18 protein-coding genes and 2 tRNA genes are annotated in these 24,747 nt (G+C 50.4%); 5 read left to right on the top strand and 15 right to left on the bottom strand.

Features of this window, described 5'->3' with window-relative positions; translation table 11 throughout:
- Positions 1 to 20: 20 nt before the first annotated feature.
- Positions 21 to 2,531, bottom strand: a complete 2,511-nt coding sequence (locus ACY0JR_RS03325; protein WP_462632443.1) for an AsmA family protein — start codon at positions 2,529 to 2,531, stop codon at positions 21 to 23.
- Between the two features lie 173 nt (positions 2,532 to 2,704).
- Between ACY0JR_RS03325 and ACY0JR_RS03320 the strand changes: the two genes are divergently transcribed.
- The 3 genes from ACY0JR_RS03320 (at position 2,705) to ACY0JR_RS03310 (ending at position 4,413) form a co-directional block, all read left to right on the top strand.
- Positions 2,705 to 2,779 (top strand) — tRNA-Val (locus ACY0JR_RS03320).
- A gap of 179 nt (positions 2,780 to 2,958) precedes the next feature.
- Positions 2,959 to 3,162, top strand: a complete 204-nt coding sequence (locus tag ACY0JR_RS03315; protein ID WP_462632442.1) for a hypothetical protein — start codon at positions 2,959 to 2,961, stop codon at positions 3,160 to 3,162.
- Positions 3,163 to 3,246: 84 nt separating this feature from the next.
- Positions 3,247 to 4,413, top strand: a complete 1,167-nt coding sequence (locus ACY0JR_RS03310; RefSeq protein ID WP_462632441.1) for a hypothetical protein — start codon at positions 3,247 to 3,249, stop codon at positions 4,411 to 4,413.
- A gap of 662 nt (positions 4,414 to 5,075) precedes the next feature.
- Here ACY0JR_RS03310 and coaE read toward each other — a convergent pair.
- The 8 genes from coaE to ACY0JR_RS03270 form a co-directional block, all read right to left on the bottom strand.
- On the bottom strand, positions 5,076 to 5,681 hold the full coding sequence (gene coaE / locus ACY0JR_RS03305) for a dephospho-CoA kinase (RefSeq protein WP_462632440.1): 606 nt from the start codon (positions 5,679 to 5,681) through the stop codon (positions 5,076 to 5,078).
- Positions 5,682 to 5,684: 3 nt separating this feature from the next.
- On the bottom strand, positions 5,685 to 6,584 hold the full coding sequence (locus tag ACY0JR_RS03300) for a CdaR family protein (RefSeq protein WP_462632439.1): 900 nt from the start codon (positions 6,582 to 6,584) through the stop codon (positions 5,685 to 5,687).
- A gap of 95 nt (positions 6,585 to 6,679) precedes the next feature.
- Entirely contained in the window at positions 6,680 to 7,009 is a 330-nt protein-coding gene (gene yajC / locus ACY0JR_RS03295; protein WP_462632438.1) for a preprotein translocase subunit YajC, read from the bottom strand.
- 15 nt (positions 7,010 to 7,024) lie between these two features.
- Entirely contained in the window at positions 7,025 to 7,576 is a 552-nt protein-coding gene (locus ACY0JR_RS03290) for a DUF1573 domain-containing protein (RefSeq protein ID WP_462632437.1), read from the bottom strand.
- A 32-nt stretch (positions 7,577 to 7,608) separates the two neighbouring features.
- Positions 7,609 to 8,607: an isocitrate/isopropylmalate dehydrogenase family protein gene (locus tag ACY0JR_RS03285; RefSeq protein WP_462632436.1), complete on the bottom strand. Its 999-nt coding sequence runs from the start codon at positions 8,605 to 8,607 to the stop codon at positions 7,609 to 7,611.
- 8 nt (positions 8,608 to 8,615) lie between these two features.
- On the bottom strand, positions 8,616 to 8,921 hold the full coding sequence (locus ACY0JR_RS03280; RefSeq protein WP_462632434.1) for a YtxH domain-containing protein: 306 nt from the start codon (positions 8,919 to 8,921) through the stop codon (positions 8,616 to 8,618).
- A 230-nt stretch (positions 8,922 to 9,151) separates the two neighbouring features.
- Positions 9,152 to 10,291: a transcription antitermination factor NusB gene (gene nusB, locus ACY0JR_RS03275; protein ID WP_462632433.1), complete on the bottom strand. Its 1,140-nt coding sequence runs from the start codon at positions 10,289 to 10,291 to the stop codon at positions 9,152 to 9,154.
- A gap of 336 nt (positions 10,292 to 10,627) precedes the next feature.
- Positions 10,628 to 11,728: a Glu/Leu/Phe/Val dehydrogenase dimerization domain-containing protein gene (locus ACY0JR_RS03270; protein WP_462632432.1), complete on the bottom strand. Its 1,101-nt coding sequence runs from the start codon at positions 11,726 to 11,728 to the stop codon at positions 10,628 to 10,630.
- Between the two features lie 145 nt (positions 11,729 to 11,873).
- On the opposite strand from ACY0JR_RS03270, the gene ACY0JR_RS03265 reads away from it, so the two are divergent.
- Together ACY0JR_RS03265 and ACY0JR_RS03260 are read left to right on the top strand one after the other, a co-directional pair.
- Entirely contained in the window at positions 11,874 to 13,661 is a 1,788-nt protein-coding gene (locus tag ACY0JR_RS03265) for an ABC transporter ATP-binding protein (RefSeq protein WP_462632431.1), read from the top strand.
- A gap of 132 nt (positions 13,662 to 13,793) precedes the next feature.
- A tRNA-Pro gene (locus ACY0JR_RS03260) sits at positions 13,794 to 13,867 on the top strand.
- A 112-nt stretch (positions 13,868 to 13,979) separates the two neighbouring features.
- Here ACY0JR_RS03260 and ACY0JR_RS03255 read toward each other — a convergent pair.
- The 6 genes from ACY0JR_RS03255 to ACY0JR_RS03230 form a co-directional block, all read right to left on the bottom strand.
- Complete coding sequence (locus ACY0JR_RS03255) at positions 13,980 to 14,663, bottom strand: DUF2490 domain-containing protein (RefSeq protein ID WP_462632429.1); 684 nt, start codon at positions 14,661 to 14,663, stop codon at positions 13,980 to 13,982.
- Between the two features lie 172 nt (positions 14,664 to 14,835).
- The gene (locus tag ACY0JR_RS03250) at positions 14,836 to 16,851 is read right to left on the bottom strand and encodes a DUF3857 domain-containing protein (protein ID WP_462632428.1); all 2,016 of its coding nucleotides are present in this window, start codon (positions 16,849 to 16,851) and stop codon (positions 14,836 to 14,838) included.
- A gap of 74 nt (positions 16,852 to 16,925) precedes the next feature.
- Complete coding sequence (locus tag ACY0JR_RS03245; protein WP_462632427.1) at positions 16,926 to 18,839, bottom strand: DUF3857 domain-containing protein; 1,914 nt, start codon at positions 18,837 to 18,839, stop codon at positions 16,926 to 16,928.
- 30 nt (positions 18,840 to 18,869) lie between these two features.
- Positions 18,870 to 20,906, bottom strand: a complete 2,037-nt coding sequence (locus ACY0JR_RS03240) for a DUF3857 domain-containing protein (protein WP_462632426.1) — start codon at positions 20,904 to 20,906, stop codon at positions 18,870 to 18,872.
- A 378-nt stretch (positions 20,907 to 21,284) separates the two neighbouring features.
- Positions 21,285 to 22,559: a carboxypeptidase-like regulatory domain-containing protein gene (locus ACY0JR_RS03235; protein ID WP_462632425.1), complete on the bottom strand. Its 1,275-nt coding sequence runs from the start codon at positions 22,557 to 22,559 to the stop codon at positions 21,285 to 21,287.
- A gap of 124 nt (positions 22,560 to 22,683) precedes the next feature.
- Entirely contained in the window at positions 22,684 to 24,657 is a 1,974-nt protein-coding gene (locus ACY0JR_RS03230; protein WP_462632424.1) for a DUF3857 domain-containing protein, read from the bottom strand.
- Between the last annotated feature and the right edge of the window lie 90 nt (positions 24,658 to 24,747).

Here is a 24,747-nt window from a genome sequence, read left to right as displayed (position 1 = left end):
ACACCAACTCTATCCTTTTCTTAAAAATCAAAATATTCCGCTGAAGGCTTCACTGTTTTCTTTTCCTCCTTCTTTTTGCCCTGCAAGATTTTCTTGAGTGTTTTTTTCTCCTGTTTCAGGTCGGCGGCAATTTTCTGCCTGACTCTCTGCTGGTCATAAGCCACTTTGAAATTCCCTTCTTTGCCCTTGACCGTGAGGAACAGGTTGGGATTGTTGGTGCTGGCGGCAATTACCCCGAAGCGTTCATCTTTGTCGGGGCGTTGGCTTTTGAGCGGGATGCGCACGCGGTAATCCATGCGTTGGTCAAAGGTATGCGTGCCCGAAACCGTAATGGTAGACAGACGGCTGGTGCTGGAGTTAATCTCCATTTCTGGGATGTATACCACGCGGTTCCTGATGTAAAAATTGTTTCGCATCTCTGAGAACTGCAGGTTGGCCAACTCATCGCGTTTCACAAACAGACCAAGCTTCTGCATGGGGGTAAAGTGGAGCAGTTGCCCGTTTCGGAGAACCGTCTTGATTTGAGCCTGCAGCAGGTCTGTACGGGGCCTGAGATTATGGTCCAGGTACGTGTCTGAAGTAATCTGGGCCGTTAACTGACCGCGCAGGTGTCGCTGCATGATGAACGTCTGCCCGAAATCCTCAAACACATAGAAAAGGCTGTCTACGTTGATGTTCTCCAGATGAGCGGTGGAAGTCACTTTGATGAGTGGCCTACGGGCATCCATGCGGCCAGCTATTCTGAAACGGCCACCCACCGCCTGCAAACCCATGCCCGGCGTGGTTAGCACCTGGTCTTTGAGCTGGATGCGCCCGTGCAACTGACGCCCTTTAAATCGGCGGAACGTCAGTTGGTCTACCTTGGTGTTGAGGTCTAGCTCCAGGTGCGCCGGCATGTTGAAGGCGTACGTGCCAGCACCATCTTCTTTGCCAGGAGTAGCCGCAGTAGTTCTGCCCATTTTGGCGGAAGCCGACAGAATCTGGTTTACGTTCAGAAACCGGGAAGTCACATCGGCCTCAATTCTTAGCTTCTGCCCTTTGAAGAAAAGCCAGGCCAGCGCATTCCTGAAAGACCCGTTCACCAGAATGTCTGAATCACCGATCTTGCCTTTGACCCCAGAAACCGCCACGTCATTCTTCCTCAGCAGAAAAGTACCGTTCAAGCCCGAAAACAGGATAGGATGTTGCCGAAACTGTAGGTTTACCTGCTGTAACGTGGCTTCGCCGCTGGCTTTGACAGCGAGGCTAGCCGGGTTCGCCTGAAAAGCCCGCAGGTTCCCCGAAAAGGCGAACTGCACCTGCGCCTGCCCGCTTCCCTTTTTAAGGTATTTTCCCGGAAACAGCTTCAAAACACTAGCTACCTCTAGCTGGGCATTCACCTTCAGGTGCAGGTCTGGGTTGAGGAAGTTTTGATAGACCATCTCTCCGCTAAAAGGTTTCCCATGCAGGCGGCCCTGTATTTGGCGCAACTCCAGGCGGGAGGTCTGGCTGTTCCGCTGCGTTCCGTTCGTGAGGCGGCCCACTAGCGTCAACCCCTCTATCTTCTCCTGGGAATCTGGTTGGTAAAAAGAGGCACCCCGGGCCCCGAACTCAAAATCCAGGAACGGGTTTTTCTTAGAAGACACCTCCCCTTTCACCTTCCCTTTGAAATAGACATCGCCCTCGCTTCGGTATTGACCATACTGCTCTGCATAACGCGGGGGCAACAAAGCTAAGAGCGACTGCACATTGGTATTCTTGCCGTTTACGGTTAAGTCTACCTGCGTTTTCTGCTGGTATGCCATCTTGCCGCCTACCTGGTACACCGCTTTGCCAATCTGTAGTTCAGACGGCTGCAGCGTAATGGTTTGCTGCTCTGTCTGGATGCTGAGGTTACCGGCTAAGGCTACCTCTTTCTCCTTCAAGAATTCGTTCTCCCCTATTTTAATGTGCCTGATGCGCGTGTTCCCGCTGGCTTTCAACTGAAGAACCGGACCTTCCATCTCCAGTGCAGCCTTCAACGCGTGAGCCTGCACGTCATACTTCTGCTTACGGGGAACATCTTGGTAGATGACGTGCACGTTCTTAAGGCCAATGTGCTGCAGGTAAAACTGCATGGCCTCATTCTGCACCGTATCTGCGCGCTGGTAAAAGCGGTAGTTCACGTCTCCGTTGGCCAGTACGCGGGCGTGCACCTCGCCTTCCTCTAAATGAATCTCCCGTATGCGGTAAGAACTGCCCAGCAAGTCCCAGGGATAAAACGTGGCGTACACTTTCTTCAGCTTAGCCAAAGGCGCACTGCTACCGGGCACGGCTTCGGTTACCTCCACGTTCTGCAGCCGGATGGCTATCTGCGGAAACTGCTCCCACCAGGTTACTTCTATCTTCTCTACCACCACCTTTGTCTTGATGTGCTGGTTAGCTTCGGTCACAAACAACTGGATAATTTTATCCTGATACACGTAAAGTGCCCCGCCCACAAGACCCACCAGCAAAAAAATTCCGGCTACCCCGAAAAAAAAATATCGGGCTACCTTTTTCCTATTTCCCACAAACTTTCTGATTTTCAGCCGCTAAATATACGTTGACCTGCGCACGCCTCCTATGGAGAAGTGTTTCTTCAGAAATTTTAACGTTTTTTTCAGAACACTATTTGGTAGATTAAAAAACAACCCCCATATTTGCATCATCAAACGGGGACAAAAGGTCACCGAAAAACAAAAAAGGGGTGTTAGCTCAGCTGGTTCAGAGCATCTGCCTTACAAGCAGAGGGTCGCTGGTTCGAATCCAGCACGCCCCACTTCAAAAAGCCTCACTGCAAAGTGAGGCTTTTTTGTTTTCACCTCTTTCCAACGCACATTTCTTTCACTTAGCAATTTTTGTCTGAAAGAGCAAAACCCGGCAGTAGGTTTTCCGTTCTACTTAGCATCTCTATCTTCCTGTTCTGCAAGAGCAGCAAGACTTCACCAAACAACTGCCATGGAAGAAATCCCTCCTATCTTACTGGAAAAAGGCTGGCAACTTCGCCCCCAACCTGTTTACTTTTTGGGCATTGATATTTCATGGCTGGTGATGGAAGAGGCCTTCCTTAGTCCTTATGACCAGAAGCCGTACACCCTGGAGGAAGCCATGCAGCTTGAACTTACCCTTACGCACCAGCTAGCGCCAAGAAAGGCGGCCTAACCTCAGCCGAGCGCGTTTGGGCCTTATACATGGCGCTTTTACTGTAAATGCGTATTTTTGGCTTTCTTAGCCCCACCTACCTGTATGCACTTACTTGAAGTAAAGAACGCTGCCGCCGTCAGAGCCTTTTTAGACCTCCCTTCTTCCCTCTACCAAGACCATCCTAACTGGATTCGTCCGCTGGACAAGGACATTGAACAGGTCTTTGACCCCAAGCAGAACCCCAACTTCAGAAACGGCACCGCCATCCGGTGGATTCTCCAGAATCAGCAAGGGAAAACCATCGGTCGGGTGGCGGCGTTCGTGAACAACAAGACCAAAGACGCTTCTGAGTACGTAACTGGGGGCATGGGCTTCTTTGAGTGCATTAATGACCAGGCCGCCGCCAATGTGCTGTTTGAGGCCTGCCAGAACTGGTTAGCCGCTCAGGGCATGGAAGCCATGGATGGTCCCATCAACTTCGGGGAGCGGGACCGTTGGTGGGGACTTTTAGTGCAAGGGTTCACAGAACCTAACTTCGGCATGTTCTACCATGCACCCTATTACCAGCAGCTTTTTGAGAACTATGGGTTTCAGGTGTACTTCAAACAGTACACTTACTACATGGATACGCACGCCCGCTTCGGCGACAAGGTGTATCAACGATCAGCAGCGTTAGAGGCCACTCCGGGCTATAGTTTTGAGCATCCTTCCAAAAATAACCTGGAGAAGCTGGCTCAGGACTTTCTGGAGGTGTACAACAAAGCGTGGTCTGGGCACTCGGGCATCAATGAGATGACGCTGGACAAGGCCATGAAAATGGTGAAGAGCATGAAACCTGTGATGGTGGAGCAGCTCATCAACTTCGTGTATTTTGAAGGCAAGCCCATCGCTTTCTTCATCATGTTGCCGGAGCTGAACCAGCTCTTCAAGCACCTCAACGGCAAATTCAACCTCCCTGCCAAGCTCAAGTTCCTCTATCACCGCTGGCGCTACAACAAACGAACCGACAAGAAGGTATTTGGGGTCATTTTCGGCGTGGTTCCTGAATTTCAGGCCAAAGGGGTGGATTCTTACATGATTGTGCATGCGCAAGGCCCCTTGAATGCGTATGGTGCCCGTGAGATTGAGATGAACTGGGTAGGGGATTTCAATCCGAAGATGATGCTGGTGACTCGTGGGTTAGGGGCTCGCATTTACAAGACCCATGTCACGTACCGTAAGATCTTTGATCCTTCTAAACCGTTTACGCGGTACCCTATTATTAAATAAGGCCGCTGTTTTAAGGCTGATTTTTATAAAATGGCCTAGAAACATTGTAAGTGGCTAGATTTTATATTGCTTTTGTGATGCATGCAGTTTGCCATTGCTGGCGGGGAGGCTGTTTGATGCGAGGCCCTTATGCTTGGTTGTTTCATGGTTTCCCACCGTGCGCTCACGGCCGCGAGGCCTCGTCTTCCCTTCTCGCACTGCCCTTTCGGCCTGTGCTGCTTATCGCTCTTAGTAGTCGTTTGTCTAGGGCCAAAAGCGAGGCGCGCTCAGGAAAGACTGGAAAGGGGAAAGTAGCAATGGACTTCTGCCTACCAAAGCAGAGACTCCTCCTTTGAAGGGGGCGAAGGGGGATGTTTACATCTGCCGGTCACACGCGTTCCTATCTCTTTTGTACATGGTTCAAGTCTGTGACTTGGACCTACCATGTCCGGAAGTTTGCAACTTCCGTGAGGCGAAAGCCTCAAATTGGTATTGCTGAATCATGGATAAGAGCCATAGTTCAAGAGCAGCAATACGGCCCACTCCAAAGACCTCGTATTGTCCGAAGGTCCTATAGAGTGTCTACGCCAACACCGTTTCCAACCCATTCTTCACAAATAATCCCTAAAACAAAAGGCTCTTTCCTGCGGATGCTTCCTGAGTAGAAAGGATACTGAAATCAGTTACTTTTTCTCAGCAGCTAACGTCAGGAACGTCTCATGCAAGTGCGCTACTTGGGGCAGTACCAAGTGGGCATCATCGTTGTGGAGGACGAATTGGGAGCGGGTGACGCGTTCTTCTTCGGAGAGTTGCTTGCCTATGATGGCTTCTACGTCGGTGGGGGTGCGGTGCGGATCGCGTTGGAGAGTGCGGGCTACCCGAAGGGACAATGGGGCCGAAACCGTGAGCACGTGGTCTACTTGCGTGTAGGCATTGGACTCAAACATGAGAGCTGCCTCTTTCAGAATATAAGGAGCCTGGTGCTGCTGATCCATCCACCGGTAGAAATCTTTTCTTACCTGCGGGTGCACCAAACTATTCAATTTCGCCAGTTCTGTGGCATTATGGAAAACTTTCTGGCTCAGGTAAGAGCGGTTCAGGTTCTGGGCAGCATCAAAGGTTTCTGGCCCGAAGGTAGAGATGAGTTGTTCGCGCAGCTCGGGATCATGGTTCATGACCCATTTGGCGCGAGAGTCAGAATCATAGACAGGCACACCCAATAGCTGAAAACATTTGCACACAATGCTTTTTCCAGATCCAATTCCGCCAGTGATGCCTATTTTTAACATGGGCTACTGTGCCGTTAAGGAAATCTGCACTTTACCGGGCATTACCGCCACCTGCCTTACATTTGGCGATTTTTGCAGCACCGTGGGCACAATGGTAGAATCTGCCGGGTTGAACTTCTGGTAGTCTAACGCCACCTGGAAAAGATCGGGCTGAATTAAATCACGGTTTTGGGGCAAGTACGAGTAGTGTAGCACCACCGGTCCGTTGACCAACCGCAAGCGGAGCCCTGCCGGGAAATTCTGAAGAACGGGCTGCACCGCTATTTCTTTTCGTTCTAAGGCGATGACATTGAATTGCACTTCGGCCTCACTCACGTCCGCTTTCACCAGGGAGGTGAAGTCATAAGTAAGCGGCACTTCGCTTTTAAAAGAAGCCGTAAGGTTTTCTGAAGGAAGGGGCAAGAGAAAAGGGTTGGGAAACTGCTTCAAAATCAATTCAGGACCGGTGAACGTGACTGAATCTGGACGTATCGTAGCAGGTCCGGCAAACACGTAGCCTGCCGCTACCTTCACCTGGGTGGTGTCAATGGCCAACGGGAATTTACGGGTGACCAACCGGTCAAAATCAAAGCTGACGGTGTCTGTTACCACAAAGTTGAGGCTCAATCCGTCCAGCACGTTGGAGATGGCCGGCCGCAGGGTATGCCCTGGTAACCGCTTTATTGAAGCCAGATTACGAATAGTGAGCTCTGCCGGTTTCACATTGAATAGCAGGTTCTTCCGGAGCAATTTCCATCCCTTGCCCGTCACATTGATGACCACCTCCTCGGGTAAAGGCTTTACCGGCACCAAGGTTCGGGGATCATAGACGAATTGAATGGGGTAAGAGACCTGCGCGGTATAACTCTTATTTAGCGCATTCAGGAGCCAAAACGTAGCCGCCGTAAAAAAACAAAGGAACACCACCCTCCAGTACTGTTTCTGCTTGGGTGAAAAGGGTCTCAGTAACCAGAGGAGGGCGTTCTTTGTTCTATTGAATGGCAAGTGACGTTTACAAATTAAGTGGTTTCTGTTGTGGTGTTGGCATTCACCCGGCTAGTGGCTTCCACTGCAATGGCTACTTTATCAAACTTCAGTTTAAGGCCTTTGTCTACTTCAATCCAGACGGTGTCATCATCTATGCTGAGCAAACGGCCGTGCAGGCCACCCACGGTGACCACATTCATGCCGCGTTTCAGCTCTTCGCGGAACTTCTTCTGGTCTTTGGCTTTCTTCTGCTGCGGACGCACCATAAAGAAATAGAACACTAGAATAATTAACCCGATGAACAGGAAATTAGAGTAAAGGTTTGCCCCTTCAGCGGAAGCTTGCAATAATACAGTTAGCATACGGTTGTTCTAAAATTATAAACGAACAGGTCCTGCTGCTCCTGCCTGCGGCACGGTGCCGGTGATGTTGGTTTTAATGCTTACCTGGTTTATCTGCGGATCAGTGTTAGCGGTAATGGTGATCTGCTTAGACTGCTGACCGTTTTTGCCGGTTGGGTCAAATACCACTTTGATTTTACCAGTCTCACCCGGGGCAATCGGCTCATGGGGCCATTCTGGAACAGTACAGCCGCAGGTAGCAGAGGCGTTCTCAATGACCAAAGGCGCCTGCCCGGTGTTGGTGAATGTGAACGTGTGCTCTACTTTTTTGTCTGCGGTGATGTTCCCGAAGTCAAACTCCGTTTCCTTGAACGTCATGACCGGCTTAGGGGCATTGGGGTTCACGGCTTCCTGGCTGGCCACGTTAGGGTTGGTAGCAGGGTCATTGGCGGCCACTGGGGCAGCGCTGCCTTCAGATGCATTCTGCTCAGTGGCAGTAGCGGTCTCATCTGTGCTTGCTTTTTTCTCGCAGCTAGAAGTCCAGAGACCACCGGCTAACAGTAACGCGATTATAAATTGCTTTTTCATAAAAATTTAAGCCTGTTAAAGAACAGGACAAGTTACAAATTAGAAATGATATGCTGCGTAAATTCTGACGTTGAGGCAGTTCCGCCTAAGTCACGGGTGCATTGTGCTTTGTTGAGCAAGGTTTTCTCCAGCGCATTCTCAATCTGGTTTGCCTGCTCATGCAAGCCCATGTGGGCTAACATCATAAGTGCCGAACGCAACAACGCCGTAGGATTCGCCAGACCTTGACCAGCAATGTCTGGGGCAGAACCGTGTACCGCTTCAAAGATGGCCATGTCATCGCCAATGTTAGCGCCAGACACTACGCCTAGACCTCCTACCAAACCCGCGCACAAGTCTGAAAGAATATCTCCGAACAGGTTGGTGGTTACAATCACCTCAAACTGCTCTGGCTTGCTCACCAACTGCATGCACATGTTGTCAATGATCTTCTCATCCCACTGCACCTGCGGGAACTCTTTGGAAACATCGGCGGCGGCCTCTAAGATAAGTCTTCCCGCTGATTTCAGGATGTTGGCTTTGTGGGCCACGGTTACTTTAGGACGATTGTGCTTAGCGGCGTATTGGAACGCAGCGCGCACAATTTTGTGGCAGCCTTCCACAGTTACGCGGGCAATGGAATCAGAAATTCCGAGGCGCTCATCAAAGGTTTCCAGCCCGGAATACAGGCCTTCGGTGTTCTCCCGAAACAGCACCAGGTCTACGTTCTCAAAGCGGGTTTTCACGCCAGCCGTGGTTTTGGCCGGGCGCACGTTGGAATATAAATCGAATTTCTGGCGCAGTTGCACGTTAATACTCTTGAAGCCTTTGCCCACCGGCGTGGTAATGGGGCCTTTCAAAGCGATTCTGTTGCGTTCCAGTGAGTCAATCAGAGATTGCGGAATCAGTTCACCTTTCGCGTCAAACGTGGTCTGACCGGCGTTTTCTTCTTCCCAGGTAATGGGTACTTGTGCGGCTGCAAAGATCGCCTTGACGGCTTCTGTGATCTCAGGACCTATCCCGTCGCCGGGAATAAGGGTAACGGTTGTCATGGGCAGGCTTATATTTCCTTTTTACTGTTTATTTCATTGATGAGGGAATCTACGTCCAGCAGAAGGCGCTCGGCTTTGTCACGGGCATCTTTGATCACACGCTGTCCCTCGGTTTTAGCGGCAGAACCTTGCTCTTCTCTTCCCACAATCAGGTCATTGGAAAGCTCCAACAATCTGGCGCGGTATTTCTCTAATTGAAAACTCAGTTTGTCACGGGTTTCCCGGCCTTTTTCCGGCGCAAACAGAATACCCAGTACCGCGCCCGTGGCGATACCGCTGGAAAAGGCAAGGATAGCATTGGTTTTTTTGCCCATAGTTTAATAGGTAGTGTTTAGTATATGATAAGACACAAGTAGTAAGATGCCCGCCTCAGACGTTCTCTTAGGCTTTTGGCACCAGGTACTCCAAGCAAGCTTTTAGGCGCAGGCACCACAACACAGCTTCTCTTGTCAGTTTCTGCTTCAGCCCCGTTTCCTGAAAAACGGGGCCGAAACAAAGGCTCTGTTAGCCTTCCTTATTCTTTACGAACGAAAACCTGCCGGGATTATTTGTTATCCAACAAGCCTCTACCCGATTTCCGGATGGCACCGCTCGCGAGCAGGTCCTGCGAAAGTTTGTCCAGCACCCCGTTGATGAACTGCTTGCTTTTAGGCGTGCTGTACACTTTAGAGATATCAATGTATTCATTGATAGATACTTTCACGGGAATGCTTCTGAAAATATGCATCTCGCAGAGGGCCATCTTCAGGATGATTTTATCTAGTTGGGCCACCCGCTCCACATCCCAGTTCTGCACGCTTTCAGAAATCATGGCCTCGTACTTTTCGTCGTCCTTTAGGGTCTCATAGTACAGTTCCTCAAAGAAAGCCTTGTCGTCTTCCCAGCTGGCCGACAGATCAAGTAGGGCGAGGTTCTCATCGGTGTTCTCTTCCAGCATCTTGATGGATTTGTTCACCAGGTTTTTCACCACAGACTTGTTCTCTACCCAGTTAAGGTCTTTCTCCTCAAACAGGGTTTGCAGGTTCTCGTCCTTAAAGATAACGTTTTTGAAGATATGTTTCAGCAATTCGTGGTCTTGCTCATAGGTTGGCTCTACAATTTCCAGGTAGGCCAATACTTCCTCATCTTTCTTAAGGTTGTTGCGGTAGATTTTCTGGATAACCTCCATGTCTCCGGCCCAGCTCAGGTTTCTCCGGATCACACGCTGCTCCAAAAACTTGTTGCCTAGCAGTTTTTGCAAGGCTTTGTTTTGCAGCAGTCTGCGAAGATTTACGTCTTTGCGCTCCGTGAAACGGGTGGCGGCTTTCTGCTCTTCGCTTTCTATCTGATGCACCAGTTCCTGGGCCACCAAAAGGGTGAGCAGGTAACGGTCATAGATTTCCTCAGCTGCGGTGAGCATCTGGTTCCCGAAGAATTTGAGGTCTTTTTTAAGCGAGTTCTGGTAGAAATTAACGGCGGCCTGCGTGGCATCTAAGATCTCACGGTCTTTTTCTTCCGTATCAAATTTGCGGGTCTCGTACCATTCTTTGAACAGCAGGCTGGCGATCTGCTTCTGGCCTTCCAGTTTTCTTCTGTCCTGCGCCTCAATGGCCATCAGGTCGGGGGCAAATCTATCCGAAATCAAGTCCAGGGCCAATTGGTAGTCAGACCCTTCGGCCTGCACATAGGCATAAATCGCTTGCATCGCTTTGATTCGGAGTATTCTGCGGTTGAGCATGATAATAAGGAAAGAACGTGGTGAACGTGAAAATTACGGTAAATGTTGGGTTCGGAACGCTGGCCTTACAGCCTTATACGCCTCCGTCCTCAATTCAGCCGCAAAGGTCCGAAGGAAAGGAGCAAGAAGCAAACCGGAGTTATTTTAATTTCCTTTCCTGCTGGAAGCTTCAAGTTCTCAATTGCAGATTGCTTGCTTACGATCCATAATAGACACTAAACAAAAATGCGTCTCCGGCCCAGTTCTTTCAAACCAGTCCGAAAACGCATTCACTTTCTTTATTCCTCCTTAGGGAGGCAGTAATTAATAGGTTTGCTTAATCTTGGCCATGTCATCAATACGCTTCTGCGCAATTTCAGTGGCGGCTCTTTGGGTGTGCGTACCATCGGCCTCAGCCTTCGCGAAGATATTCAACGTGGTGTTGTAAATCTGCTCAGTCTGTTGCATGGCCCACTCGCGGTTCAGTTTCTTCACTTCTGAATACACATTGATGATCCCACCGGCGTTGATCAGGAAGTCTGGCGCATACACAATGCCCATGTCTACCAACGCTGGTCCGTGGATGTCTTCGTTTTTGAGCTGGTTGTTCGCGCAGCCGGCAATCACCTGGCACTTCAGGCGAGACAGGGTGTTATCATTGATGGTGGCTCCCATGGCGCAAGGCGAGTAGATGTCCACGTCTAGGTCATAGATTTCGTCCAGACCAACTACAGTGGCACCGGTAGCGGCCGAGATGCGCTGTAAACGCTCCTGGTCAATGTCTGTGATAAACAACTGGGCATTTTCTTTGGCCAGATACTCAATCAGGTACCCGCCTACGTGACCGGTTCCTTGCACAGAGATTTTCTTCCCGGCCAAACTGTCGTTGCCCCACGCTTTCTTGGCGGCGGCTTTCATGCCCATGTAAGTACCGTAAGCCGTCACCGGCGATGGGTCACCGCTTCCGCCCTGTGATTCTGGCAAACCGGCTACGTACTTGGTTTCCATCCCGATGTAAGCCATGTCCTGGGTGGTCATACCCATGTCCTCGGCGGTGATGTACTTACCGTTCAGGTTGTTCACGAACCGCCCAAACTTGCGCATCATGGCTTCGGTCTTGTCTTTTTTGGAATCGCCTATGATCACAGCCTTTCCGCCACCCAGGTTCAGGCCTGAGATAGCCGATTTGAAGGTCATGCCACGCGAAAGACGCAGCACATCGCGCAGCGCTTCGGCCTCAGTTGCGTATGTCCACATACGGGTACCACCCAAGGCAGGCCCTAAAACGGTGTTATGCACGCCAATGATCGCTTTTAAGCCGGTGTCATGGTCGTGGCAGAAAACCACTTGCTCATGGTGGTATTCGCTTATTTGGCTGAAAACCGAGGTTTCCTGCTCAGTAGTTAGATCTTTAACTTCTATCATGTTTTGTTTTACCTTAAATACCAATCAGACTTTGTTAGATATTGGGGAAGCGAATCGGTAATTTTGATGCAAAATTAAATTTATATTTTTGAAGACCAAGAAAATCCTAACAAGTGTTAGTACGTATTTTCTTTAAACCTAGCCCGTGAAATCACTTAAATACCTCAACAAATATCTGCTCAAATACAAGTTCCGATTCTTCTGGGGCATTGTGTTTGTGATTGTCTCCAACATTTTCGCCATTATTCCGGCGCAGGTGGTGCGCCACGCGTTTGACCTGGTGCGCGAAGGCATTACCATGTACAACCTTCATGACGGTTTCGCCCAGCAGGAACAGGTATATGATTCCTTCGCCCGCAGCACCTTGTTTTATGGAGCGGTCATTGTGCTCATGGCTTTGCTGCGTGGCATCTTCCTGTTTTTCATGCGGCAGACCATCATTGTCATGAGCCGGTTGATTGAAAACGACCTCAAAGACGAGATTTACGCCCATTACCAGACGCTGCCCCTCTCCTTCTACCGCCGCAACAACACCGGCGACCTGATGGCGCGTATTTCTGAAGACGTGAGCCGCGTACGCATGTACCTGGGGCCGGCCATCATGTACGGCATTAACCTCTTGGTTTTGTTTCTGATGGTGATCCCATATATGCTCTCAGTGAACGTGGAACTGACCATTTACACGCTGCTGCCGCTGCCTATCCTGAGCGTAAGCATTTACTATGTGAACAACATTATTGAGAAGAAATCTGACGAGATCCAGAAAAGCCTCAGCGGCATCACCACGTTTGTGCAGGAGGCGTTCTCGGGCATCAGGGTATTGAAATCCTTTGTGCGGGAGCAGGATTCGCACGCCAACTTCACCAAAGCCAGCGACACCTACAAAGACAAGTCATTGGAGCTGAACTTCGTGAACTCGCTGTTCTTCCCGCTTATTTTGTTTTTGATTGGCCTCAGCACCATCATTACCGTGTGGTACGGCGGAAAGGAAGTGATTAACGGCAGCATTACCCCAGGCGTTATTGCCGAATTCCTCATCTACGTGAACATGCTCACCTGGCCCGTAACGGCGCTGGGCTGGACTACTTCTTTGGTACAGCGTGCGGCGGCCTCGCAACAACGCATCAACGAGTTCCTGAACACCAAGACTGACATCATCTCGCACCAGAATCTGGAAAAAGACATCAAAGGAGCCATCGTCTTTGACGAAGTGGATTTTGTGTACCCAGACACCGGCATTCACGCCCTCAAGAAACTGTCCTTTAAGATCAACCCCGGCGATACGCTGGCGGTGATTGGCAATACGGGTTCGGGCAAGAGCACCATTGCGGCCTTGGTTTGCCGCTTGTATGACGCCACCGGCGGACGAATTTTGGTGGACGGCGAAGACATTAGAAACTACAAGATCACGAACCTGCGCAGCCAGATTGGGTACGTGCCACAAGACGTGTTCCTGTTCTCAGACTCTATCCGGAACAACATCGGGTTTGGGGTGGATGCCCTGCCCGAGGAGAAAATGCTGCAAGCCGCCAAAGACGCCGATGTCTACGAGAATATCATGAATTTCCCGGCGCAGTTTGACACGGTGCTGGGGGAACGCGGCATCACCTTATCTGGTGGTCAGAAACAACGCGTGTCCATTGCCCGCGCCCTGGCCCGCGAGCCTAAGATTCTAATTCTGGACGATTCACTCTCGGCGGTAGATACCAAAACCGAGAACGCTATTCTCAATAGTCTGCAGCGCGTGATGGCCAACCGCACTTCCATCATTATCTCGCACCGCGTAAGTTCCGTGAAACTGGCCAACCGCATTCTGGTCTTAGACGATGGCGTGGTGGTGCAAAACGGCACCCACGAAGAACTGATGCTGGAAAGCGATGGCCTGTACCGCGCTTTATATGAGCGCCAACTCCAGACCGAGGATATGGAATAGCCTTGTTTGAGGCCTGTTTTTAGGGAAACAGGCCTCAAACGGACGTTTATTTCTTAAATTTTGCCAGACAATTTCTGTATCTGCTTTCCTGATTTCTCATTTTTTGTTTTATTTGCAGCAGATACTACAAATCGGGATGTAGCGTAGCCTGGTATCGCGCCAGCATGGGGTGCTGGAGGTCGCAGGTTCAAATCCTGCCATTCCGACTTAACGCAGAAAGCCCGTTGTTCTTTTCAGAGCAACGGGCTTTCTGCTTTTTACGTGGTGCTGTTTTGAGGCTATTTCTGGAAAACAGCCCCAAAAGAGCCAGCTCATCTGCTATTCCATTCGCCCAAAGTCATGCCTGAGCGTGAACATAGTGAAATGTTGGTGCCTGGTGCCGCTGCCGTGTAACTGAGACATCCACATGCCCTCTAGCGTGAGATGTTTGCTGAATGTGTAGCCTACCCCGCCGAAGACGCGGTTAGAGTCAAACGGCTGGTCACGGATAATTACCCGCACCTCGTTGCGCAAGATGCCGTACCAGGGACGCACCTCTTGCTCCTTCGGCCCCAGCGGAATCCTGAGCCCCACCAGATAGCGGAAGCGGGTGTGATAGCCTTGCGGAAGCCAGCGTTCTTCTACCTGATAGCGGTGCGTGATGCCAACTTTGCCGAGATTACCCCTAATGTTAATGGCCTGGTACAAGCGGTTTTCATGGGCGAAATCAGTTTCCTCTGCCGTGACGTAGTTGCGGTTGAACAGATGGGTATAGCCAGTGGTCAAGGTAACGGGAGCTTCTTTGAAGTTGTAGGAACCCTCTGCCCCGGTAAAAACGGCCCGAGGGTTCTTGATAGGGTTGTAGGTGCGGTACTGCAAATGGGTGGTGGCTACCCAACGGGGGCTGAACCAATACGAGCCGGAATACTGCAGCCAGTGATTATAGTTATCTGGTTGGGCCATACCTTCTTCTGGCAGGAGCAGCGCACAAATCATCAGCAACAGTAACAGCCTTAACTTCATCTCAATTCTTCTTTTCTTTACTTCTGTAGCGCAGCCTAAACATTCTCTCCTTTTCACAGGAGAAGCCTTACCAGTGGGCAAGGCTTCTCCTGCAAGTGGTCATGTAAGCAGAGATTTAGAAGTACTGAATCTGTTTTAAAGGTTTTTTCCTAAAAAGACTCTAAAAATAGACTTAACCTTTTTTCTTCAAGACAATCTTCTCTGCGTGTTTGGCTACCATCCGGTTGTAGAATTCCCGCAGGTTTCCGTACTCAGAGGCTTCAAAAAAGGTTTTGTTGATGTTGAGTTTGCTGGTGATCTGCAGTTGTCCGTCTGCCATCTGCACCATATAAGTGAATTTGGCGGCATTTCCGGGCAAGGCCATCACAGCCGCTTTGGGCATTTCCTCCAGGTCATAGCCTTGGGGCAGTTGGTAAGTAAAGATATACGTTTCGTCCACGGGTGTCCCGAAATCAATAGGGAATTGCCGGGTAGCCAATTTAAATGGGTTTTCGTCCTGCCCGTGGGTGAGCATGGGCGAAACGTATAATAACGAGGCTGGTTCACTTTCACCGCTTCTGTTCAGTTGGTACTCTTTTTTGAGAGGTTCCTGCAGATTCTCCAGATTCAGGATTTTTACTCCTTCCCGCACCCAGTCTGGTCCGGCATTGGCGAATTCTTTAATATACGTTTCCTGTCCTTTGGTCCTAATGGAGGAACGGGTACGCAAGGCAGGCACGCCCAGGTAATTTTCGGTCATAGCCCCGGTTACTTCGCCGGTAGGCTGAATTTTAAGCTTACCAGAAACCAGGTGCACGTTTTTCTCTACGCCCGTGAGCGGCACCCATTTTCCGGCGGGCGCCTGCAGCACCCAGCCCTGACCGTTCAGGCAGCGCATAGGCAGCATCCCGAAGGGCAGATCTGGCTCGGTGGCATCTAGCAGGTAGTTTTTGCCGCCCACAGATACGCAGGAGATCACATAGTCAAACTTACTGATCATTGGGGATTTCACCATGGGGCGGCCATGCTCGCGGGTACTCACCAGCATGGGGTTGGCGGCCACGCCCGCTTCGCGCAGAAGAGCAGTTAGCAACAGGTTTACCTCAGAAGAAGAGCCCTGTTGTTTATCAAAAGCTTTGCGCAAGTTTTCTGTGTAGATGCGGTGCTTGCCGTCCCAGCGCATGGTCCGTTTCACGTACTCCACCACGGCCTTTACTTTCTCCAGCGAATCGGTTTTGCCGGCTACCAAGCCATCGGCGGTTTTTTTCAGGTAGGCAGTATTGGCCAACTGACCGCCAAACTCTTCTTCTTTCAGGAGCTCCTTGGTGAAGCTTTCCCAATCGCCTGAGGTGAAGGTGGGTTTCTGGTCTGGGTACTGCACTTTGGAGAGTTCAAATTCCAGTTTAGAAACATAATCCTTGGCGCTGGAAAGGAAAGGTTCCTCGGTAAAGGCAGGCACATCTTTCATGGCCCACTGGTATTGTACTACCGTCATGGAGAGTGAACCAGATTTTTCAATATTAGCAATACCTACATCATCTTTCCAGGAGATAGCTACCGTTTTACGTTCTATTTTGGCGTCTTTTATATGAAACGGATGGGCTCCGTACATGACCTGGCTGTACTCAAAGAAGGGCACCATGCCTACGCGGTACTCACTCCACTTCACCGGAATGGTATGCTGAAACTCCCACTCCCGCAGCAGTTTGATGAAATCTGACTTGATGGTGTAGGTTAGCTCAATCACTGAACCCACTTTCACACCAGGTAAGGTCAGTTTTTTCAGGTACCAGTTGGCGTCCTGCTTTTCGTCAAAGATAGATTTCTCATCTAGCTTCAGCTTCACCACTTCGCCGTTTTCCAGGTTATAGGTGACGCCTTTCACATTGAGTACTTCCTCTTTGTTGCCATCGCCCCGGCGGTAATAGGGAATCACGAAATCGGCTTGGCCCAGCCCATTCTTTTTTAGGATCTTGATTCTGGTAATGCGTTTGAACTGCAGTTGGGTGCCTTTGGTGAAAAGGAAGGAAGATTCTCCTAAGTCATACAGTACCACGGCCGCAGCGCTGGTATCTGGGGCATAAGAGGTCATTTTCAGATCTTCGGGCGTGACCTGGCCCAGCTTGAAAGGGTCTTCAGAATAACCCGGTGTGCTGGCGCAAAGCACAAACAACAGCAACGCCAGCCAGGTTTTTAAAATATTGGTCATGTAGAGGATTTAATATGGGAGAAGAAAGGCAAAAGAGGCCTGCAAGAAGTTCTTTCTTGCAGGCTAAGGTAACATCAGGTGGTTTCGGCGGCCAGCACCACTTGCTGCTGATCTGCCCTTGATACCTGTTTCAGGAAGTTGACCAGTTCCATGTATTTGGCGGCGGCATGCCGACCTTTGTGCATGGTGAGCTGGCGTACGTAGAGGAGCTTACTGCCCTGCATCTGCACCTGGGCCTGGTATTCGCCAAAGGCCGAGGCTATTTTCACCGGTTTGGGCATGTTCTCGGCTTTGTAACCGGCCGGAATTTCGTACTCCACGCTGTCTACGTCATGGAAAGACATGGGCCAGATCACGTCCTGCTTGCGGCTTTCATCGGTGGCAGGCACACTGCTCCAGCGGTTCATAAGGTTAGGCGTAATGAAAAGACGACGGCCACTTACAGAGGCCAGTTTGGGTAGTTCCAGTTGCAATTTCTCTTTAACCTGCGGGGCATCCTTCACTTTCTCCAGTTGGTAGTTCTTGATCTCAAAGGCCGGAATCTGGGTGTTTTTGTAGAGCCATTTCAGTTGTTCTTCGGGTGTATAGTGCTGAAGAATGCCTTTTCTATCTTCATGCTGCAGGCCGGTAAAGCTGGTGAACGCCTGCCCTACACCCGTGCCCTGCGCATTCAGTTTTACCTGGATTGCTCTTTTCTGGGTATTGTCAAAAGCGGTGAAGGTAGGGGTAGAAACCAGTTTCCCTCCCTCTGGGGTGATGAGCAGGGAGTACCGGTCGCCGGTTGAAGAGCCTGTGTAGCCCGCATCTGCCATCTGGTTCGTGCATTCCAGCCAAACGGTATCTTTGGCGGTAGGTACGCAAACCACCACGTGGTTGAACTGGCTGTTAGGGAAATCTTTGAACACCGGGCGGTTGTCATCTCCGGCGTAGATCAAGGCGTAATGGCTTTTGATGCCTGCCACGTCCAGTAAGGCTTTGGTATAATTGCTCAGGGCTTTGCAGTCTCCGTAACCTTTGCTGTCTACCATGGTTGCTTCAAAAGGCTGCCAACCGCCAATACCTAACTGAATAGACACATAACGCGTCTTGTTCTGCATGAACTGGTAAATGGCCTTGATCTTGGCCTCTGGGGTAGGCAGGTCTTTGACTAAGGCTAAGATCTGCTGTTTGGTGGCCTCCGGTAATTGCTCCCGTCCTGCGTTGAGTTTGTTCTGCCATTCGCCAAAAGATTTCCAGGTTTCCAGGGTTCCGGCGTAGCCCTGCACTTCAAACGTGCCGGGTGCGGTATGCACCATGGGAACCAACTCGTAAAAGGCCGGGCCGTAAGGTTTGCGCTCAATGGGAGACAAATCTTTCACTTCCCAAGCGTACACCTGCTGGGCTCCTTCCTGTTTCACGCTCACTTTGGCAGGCACCAGTTGCTCTCTGTATCTAAGAGGCATTCCGGCGGGCATGGCTACCTGAAAAGTAGCTTTTTCTACCGCCAGTTTCTCGCCGTCTAAAGGCGCCCACTTGGTATAGAACAGCATGTTGGAAGAGGTGGTCTGGTATTCATATTCCACCGTATAAGGGTAAGAAGGCATTGACAGTGCCGCTACTTTCACCCTGTTATCTTCATACAAAGAGAAGTCACTGGTGTTGCTGAAGTCCTTTATCTCAGACGCTTTCAGCGCCCCAGATTTCTTCCCGAACATATCGTAGACCGTTCCTTTGATGTAGTCTACTTTGTTTAGTTTGTCATAAGGAACCACCAGTTGAGCGTACCGCTTCCCTTCTTCGTTCAGGACGGTGACCACCCGCTTGATGCGTTCTGTGGCAGATTTTGGAGAAGTAACCGTAAAGACAGTTTCCTCTGTCCTGATCACCGCATCGGCACCTTTAGACAAGGCAGGGTTGATGCTGAAGGAAGCATATGTAGGCGTGTCTCCGGCCCAGGCGGTGGCACTCACCAGCAGAGAAAGCAGGAGCGCTGCGAATCGTTTTTGCATAGTTTTAAGAAAAATAAGCCTAAAACAAGATTACCCTTTTTTCTTCAATACAATCTGCTCGGCGTGTTTTGCCACCATTTGGGTGTAAAACTGCTTCAGGTACTCATATTCTGCGGCGTAGAAAACCGGTTTGGCAATAGTCACTTTGCTCATGACCTGAATCTTGTTTCCTACTACCTGCAGCATGTACGTGAACCTTCCGCCGTTTTCAGGCAACGCCAGCACTACATTCTTAGGCATTTCCTCTACTGCGTAACCCTCCGGTATGGTAAAATTACAGATATAGACCTCTTCGGTTGGGTGCCCGAAGTCCACGGGGTATTTGCGGTTGGCGTTCTTGAACGGATTGTCTTGCTGCCCTTTCAAGAGCATGGGGTTGAGGTAGATAATATCTTTGGCCTGATCATCTCCCACGCTGGCCAAGTCATACTGCACCCCGAACGGCTTGTGCAACTCTTTCAGGTTCTGCAGCACCGGCGCTTTCCGCTCAAACTGGTTCTGGTTGCTCACCAGTTTCTCCAGGTACTTGCTTTCGCCGGTTTCCTGCACGTTGCGCCGCAGATTCACCGCCCAAAGGCCACTTCTGGACTCGGTTACTTTCCCGTTCAGAATTCCGGTGGGCAGCACCTGCAGATCAGCATTTACCAGTTCAGTGGTACGGTCAGAGGCTTGGAGTGTAATCCAGTCACTGCCTGCTTTGGAAACCAACCAGCCCTGGCCGTTCAGGCAATGTTTCGGCAATAAGCCTAAAGGCATCAATGGATCTGTGGCATCCATCAAAACGGCTCTGTTCCCTACTTTGGCGTAGGCAATCACGTAGTTGAATTTGCTTAAAACCGGGGAAAACGGCACGCGACCATTGTCACGGGTACTCAGAATTACCGGATGGGCTTCAAACCCGGCATCACGCAGCATGGAAACCAGCAGCAGGTTCACGTCGGCCGCATTTCCGGTTTTGGTGTCAAAGGCCTTGCGGAGGGTGTTAGTGGTGTATTTTCCGCCCCGGCCGTTCCATTTCACTGATCTCTTCACAAACTCGTAGATGGTGTTCAGGCGGGTAAGGGTGTCTGTACTAGCGGGCAGGGAGGCAACTTCGTTTTTGAAGAAGCCGGTGCGGTTCAACTGCAACCCGAACTGCTCATCGTCCATCAATTCCTCGGTGAGGTCATTCCAGTTTCCTGCGTATCTTTTCGGGATTTCACCCGGAAACCGCTCCCATTCCAATTCAAACTCAATTTTTGAAATATAGTCGTTGAGGGTGGTAATGTAGCTTTCTGAGGCAATGGCCGGCACGTCTTTCATGACCCACCGGTGGTTGACGGTGCTGGCGTTGATGGTCTCTGAACCACCCGGAACCCGAGCCGAATTAAACCCGCTGCCCACGTTCTGGCCGCTGTAATGCACAGTGAAGTTCGTGTTGCCGGGCAGAGACTCACTTATCACGAAAGGTTCATAGCCCTGGGGCACCTGTTTGTATTCAAAGTACTGCGGAATAGAGGCGCGGTACTCACTGTACACCACCGGAATAGACGACTGAAAGGTCCAGTCCCGAAGGTTAAAAACAAAATCTGAGGAGATGGTATACGCAATCTCCAGCACAGACCCTTCTTTCACGGCTGGCAGGGTGAATTTCTTGTTGAACCAGTTGGCGCTTTCTTTCTCGTCAAAAACGGCTTTGTCTTCCATTTTGACTTTCACCATCTTACCGGCTTCCAGGTTATAGGTCACTCCTTTGATGTTGGTCACCAGTTCCTTTCGGCTGTTGCGTTGGTAATAGGGCACCACCATGTTGGCCCACTCATAACCGGTTTTCTTTAGGATCTTGATGCGCAGCGTGCGCTCAAAGTTTACTTTGAACCCCTGGTTGTAGGTAAAATAGGAACGCCCGTAGTCTGCCAGAATAACGGCGGCGGCGCTGGTGTCTTTGTCATACACCTTCATTTTGAGTTCATCTTCGGTCACCTTCCCGAACTTAACCGGGGTTTCCTGGCCGAAAGCCGTAAAATAGAACAGAAGGAAGGTCACGGTCAGGAGAGACCGCGTGTTAAAAAGGGTAGAGTTGGGCATAGAGCGGTGGTTTGAAGTAGGTATTTACTAAGTGATAATTCTGTACTTTAGGGATAATTTCAACTATTGACCAACTAAGATTGGCCTTGCTTTCTATTTATTCTTATAGGTATTCAGGTACTTTTAGAAGAGGCTACGCACCGCTAATGTATTTATACGGAAGGTAATGGGTACAAAAAAGCGAAGAACCGCCTTATAGGCTTTCAAAAGCAACTTCTCTTTTTCACAAAACTAATATGGATTGCACTTTCACTGAATTTGGATACAATATGTAACTATTCCGGTTAAAAACCACTATGCACGCAAGTAATTTAGAAAATTTTTAACGCACGTAGGCCGGCCACCCGGCAAAGTAGCCTTTTTCTCAGAAGGGTTTCTCTATTTTACGGGTGTAGGAGCGTAATCCAGCGGTAGCATTTCGGCTAATTTCTCCCAGCCCCAGTATCCTTCCACAAAATGGGAATACGGGTTTAAGATCATGCCATTGGGCTCCACAAAGGTGTAAGGCTCCGTTAAAGAAAGCAGGGAAGTTTGGAAGGTGGGCGCACGGCGACCAGAGAAAGCGCTTTGGTTTACAAACCCCAACTCTTCTTTTTCCTTGGTGTACACCACACTTAAATGATCTGTGAACTGCAGCCTGAGTTTCCCGCTTACGGAGTCTGGCGCCACCATCTGCTCATACGGCACAGGATCTTTGAACAGGTAGGCCACCGTTTTGTCTAGCCGCTGCATACGCAACCAGTAGTTGAGGCTGTCTTCCGGTTCGCCGCTCTTATGGATAGTAATGGTGCTTCCTTGCGCCAGGGCTCTGGCCCGCTTTAAGCCCGCCTGTATCTGCTCTTCGGGCGGACGGTTGGGGTTGGGCCGGCGTTGCAGTTTCCGTACATTGAACCCTTCGGCCTCCAAATTTTTATTATACAGTGCGCGCCCAAAATGCATCATGGAACCATGATAGGCTTTCAGCCGGGCTTCTTCCCAGCGCTTTTCCTGGGCTTTGCTGCGGGGCTTCATTTTCTCAAACCTGGGGTAGCCAGCATGAAACGTCTGCCCGTTCCCGAAGTCCGTTTTAAACGCTTCCAGCTCAAAGTGCAGCCGGTACCCCAGGGCCCGGTTTTCTATCACCAAAGGCTTAGAGGCTTCGGCACTTAACGTGCGGGTCTCTGGGTCAAAGTGGAAGTATAACACGTCTGAGTTAATGATTTCGGTCTTTGCCGCATTGGCCGTCTGCCCTATGAAGTTTCTCAGGAAGGTATGGTAGTTGTAACGCCAGTTAGAGTCTGGCCGAATGACAATTTCCTGCAACGCGTTAGCCTTGGGCATGATCTCAAACCGAAATGCCAGTTGCTGCCCTTCCTGCAAAGTAAACTTATGCGAAAGCGTTTCATACCCCAGAAAGGAAACCACCAACTCATGCGTACCCGCCGGAATCTTGGGAAGCTTGAAGGTACCGTCCTCCGCGGAATTGGTGCCGTACGTGGTTTGGGCAATGAAGACCGTGGCAAAGCCCAGCGGCTGTTTAGTTTGGGCATCTATGATGGTACCCACCACGCTCCCACTCTGTCCATAGGCTTTCCCACTGGAGGAGAACACCAGCAGGGCAAGAAGTACCAGCGGCCAGAACAGCTTGAAGAATTCACGGACGGGGAGCGGCATAGCAGAAACTTTATTCAGGAAATATACACTTCTGACCGAACTTCTGCTGATACAGCTTTCCTACTTTAACTTTCTTTTAACTAAAACAAGCTAGAAACGCAGGGTGAAGGTGGTACCCGCAGGCTTACCCTTTCTTTTTGAGCACGATCTGCTCTGCCTGTTTAGCGATTATTTGGTTGTAAAACTCCTTGAGGAAACCATACTCTTCGGCGTTGAAAAGAGGCTTGGCAATGGTCAGCTTGCTGGTGACTTTTAGTTTGTTTTCTGCCAATTCCAAGACATAGGTAAAGCTGCCTCCGTTTTCAGGCAAGGCGAGTTTTAGGTTCTTGGGCAGTTCTTCTACCACGTAGCCTTCCGGTAAGGTAAAGGCGCACATATACACTTCCTCTAACGGGTGACCGAAGTCTACCGGGTATTTTCTGGTAGTCAGCTTAAACGGGTTCTCTGTCTGGGTCTTTAGCAGCATGGGCTGCAGGTAAATGATTCCGTTACTGCTGAAGTTGCTTTCACTGGTAAGGTCATATTCCAGGTTGAGGGGCTTGCGGTATTCCGTCAGGTTTTGGACCAGCAGCTTCTCCCGCTGCACTTTGCGGTCTGCGTCTGCCTGGTCGTACAGTTTGTTGGCCTCACCCGCCGCCAGAATGACTTTGCGCATGCCCGAACCAAAATACCCCCTGAACGATTCCTTTCCTTTGCCGCTCAGCACTCCATCGGGCGTTACCTGTACCTCGGCAGTCAGAAAACTGATCGATTTCTCACTTGTTTGCAGCGGCATCCAAACCCCTACCGGCGGTCCCACCAGCCACCCTTCGCCGTTCAAACACCGGTCTGGCAGCATACCCACCGGCAAAACAGGGTCGGTAGCATCTAACAGAAATTTTTTTTCGCCAATTTGCAGGTAGCCCACCACGTAGTTAAACTTCTCAGGAATGGGGGTGTGCCGGGGAACCATGCCGTGCTCGCGGGTGCTTAACAACATCGGCTGTGCCGAGAGCCCTGTGCTTCTGAGAATGGCCATAAGCAAAAGGTTGATGTCTGCTACATTGCCGGTTTTGGACGAGAGGGTCTTCCGGAAACTCTGCGTAGCCAATATCCCATCATAGCCATTCCACTTGATCTGGCTTTTCACAAACTCCTGCACGGCAGCTATCCGCTCCACCGGATCACGGATGTCTTTGAACTTGCGTATCTCGGGCTGGTAGAAGTCGGCTTGCGCCAACAGTTGCCCAAAATTCTCTTCTTCCTGCAACGCCGCCGCAAACCCGCCCCAGGTAAGCGACAACTGCCCAAAGGATAGGCCTGGTATATGAACCGCCTGCAGTTGGAACTCCAACCGGGTAATGTAGTCTGCAATGGTAGTGGTGTAGGCTTCCTGGGTAATAGCGGGCGCATCTTTCATCACCCACCGGTATTCCTTTGTTTTGGCTTTGCCCGAGGGCAGCACCCCCGCTTTTACTTCGTTTATCAACAGGGGTTCATACCCCAGCAAATACGGCTGGTACTTGTAATATTCAGGTATCTGGGCCCTGAGCTCACTGTGCGCCACGGGTATGGCGTGCTGGAAGTCCCAATCCTTGAGGTTGAAAAGAAATTCAGAGGAGATAGAATACGTAATGTCCAGCACGCTTCCTTCTTTGGCGGCAGGCAGGGCAATCTTTTTCAGGTACATGGCCCCTTCCACCTTCTCCTCCAATACCGCGGTATTTTCCAGTGCTACTTTCACCACCTGGCCGTTTTCCCAGTTGTAAGTAGCAGCGGCAAGATTCGTGACTTCCTCCTTGGAAGAAGTACTTTTGTTGTAGTATGGTATCTCCATGTTGGCCCATTCCAAGCCTCCCTTTTTCAGGATTTTAATGCGGGTCACCCGTTCAAGAACGAACTTCTGGCTTAGTGGCTTGGGGAAATGCAAATAGCCATAATCTGCTAGTATGACGGCTGTGGCGCTGGTGTCTTTGGCATACACCTTCATTTTCACCTCTTCTTCAGAAACCAGCCCGTATTTCACCGGTGGCTCCTCTTGCGCAAAGGACAGGTGAGCGGCGAAAGAAAGCAGCAAGAAGAACATCCATCGGAAGGAAGAGGGAGAAACAAGGCGCATCTACGTAAGGTAAAAGGGTACAGGAACCGCCTCCCAAATTACCATATTTTATGAATATTCCTTGCGCTTCGCCAAAGCTGAGCCACGGAA

It is taken from the genome of Rufibacter sp. JT3400010 (genome assembly GCF_054956755.1).
The sequence above is the reverse complement of the archived record's forward strand: the minus strand, read 5'-3'. Positions and strand labels throughout refer to the sequence as shown.

Bases quoted from the DNA above. Each gene is read 5' to 3' on its own strand.
- ACY0JR_RS03270 (WP_462632432.1), bottom strand. From the start codon at position 11,728: ATGATAGAAGTTAAAGATCTAACTACTGAGCAGGAAACCTCGGTTTTC.
- ACY0JR_RS03250 (WP_462632428.1), bottom strand. From the start codon at position 16,851: ATGACCAATATTTTAAAAACCTGGCTGGCGTTGCTGTTGTTTGTGCTT.
- ACY0JR_RS03280 (WP_462632434.1), bottom strand. From the start codon at position 8,921: ATGGGCAAAAAAACCAATGCTATCCTTGCCTTTTCCAGCGGTATCGCC.
- ACY0JR_RS03245 (WP_462632427.1), bottom strand. From the start codon at position 18,839: ATGCAAAAACGATTCGCAGCGCTCCTGCTTTCTCTGCTGGTGAGTGCC.
- ACY0JR_RS03255 (WP_462632429.1), bottom strand. From the start codon at position 14,663: ATGAAGTTAAGGCTGTTACTGTTGCTGATGATTTGTGCGCTGCTCCTG.
- yajC (WP_462632438.1), bottom strand. From the start codon at position 7,009: ATGCTAACTGTATTATTGCAAGCTTCCGCTGAAGGGGCAAACCTTTAC.
- ACY0JR_RS03315 (WP_462632442.1), top strand. From the start codon at position 2,959: ATGGAAGAAATCCCTCCTATCTTACTGGAAAAAGGCTGGCAACTTCGC.
- ACY0JR_RS03290 (WP_462632437.1), bottom strand. From the start codon at position 7,576: ATGAAAAAGCAATTTATAATCGCGTTACTGTTAGCCGGTGGTCTCTGG.
- ACY0JR_RS03285 (WP_462632436.1), bottom strand. From the start codon at position 8,607: ATGACAACCGTTACCCTTATTCCCGGCGACGGGATAGGTCCTGAGATC.
- coaE (WP_462632440.1), bottom strand. From the start codon at position 5,681: ATGTTAAAAATAGGCATCACTGGCGGAATTGGATCTGGAAAAAGCATT.
- nusB (WP_462632433.1), bottom strand. From the start codon at position 10,291: ATGCAAGCGATTTATGCCTATGTGCAGGCCGAAGGGTCTGACTACCAA.
- ACY0JR_RS03240 (WP_462632426.1), bottom strand. From the start codon at position 20,906: ATGCCCAACTCTACCCTTTTTAACACGCGGTCTCTCCTGACCGTGACC.
- ACY0JR_RS03310 (WP_462632441.1), top strand. From the start codon at position 3,247: ATGCACTTACTTGAAGTAAAGAACGCTGCCGCCGTCAGAGCCTTTTTA.
- ACY0JR_RS03235 (WP_462632425.1), bottom strand. From the start codon at position 22,559: ATGCCGCTCCCCGTCCGTGAATTCTTCAAGCTGTTCTGGCCGCTGGTA.
- ACY0JR_RS03230 (WP_462632424.1), bottom strand. From the start codon at position 24,657: ATGCGCCTTGTTTCTCCCTCTTCCTTCCGATGGATGTTCTTCTTGCTG.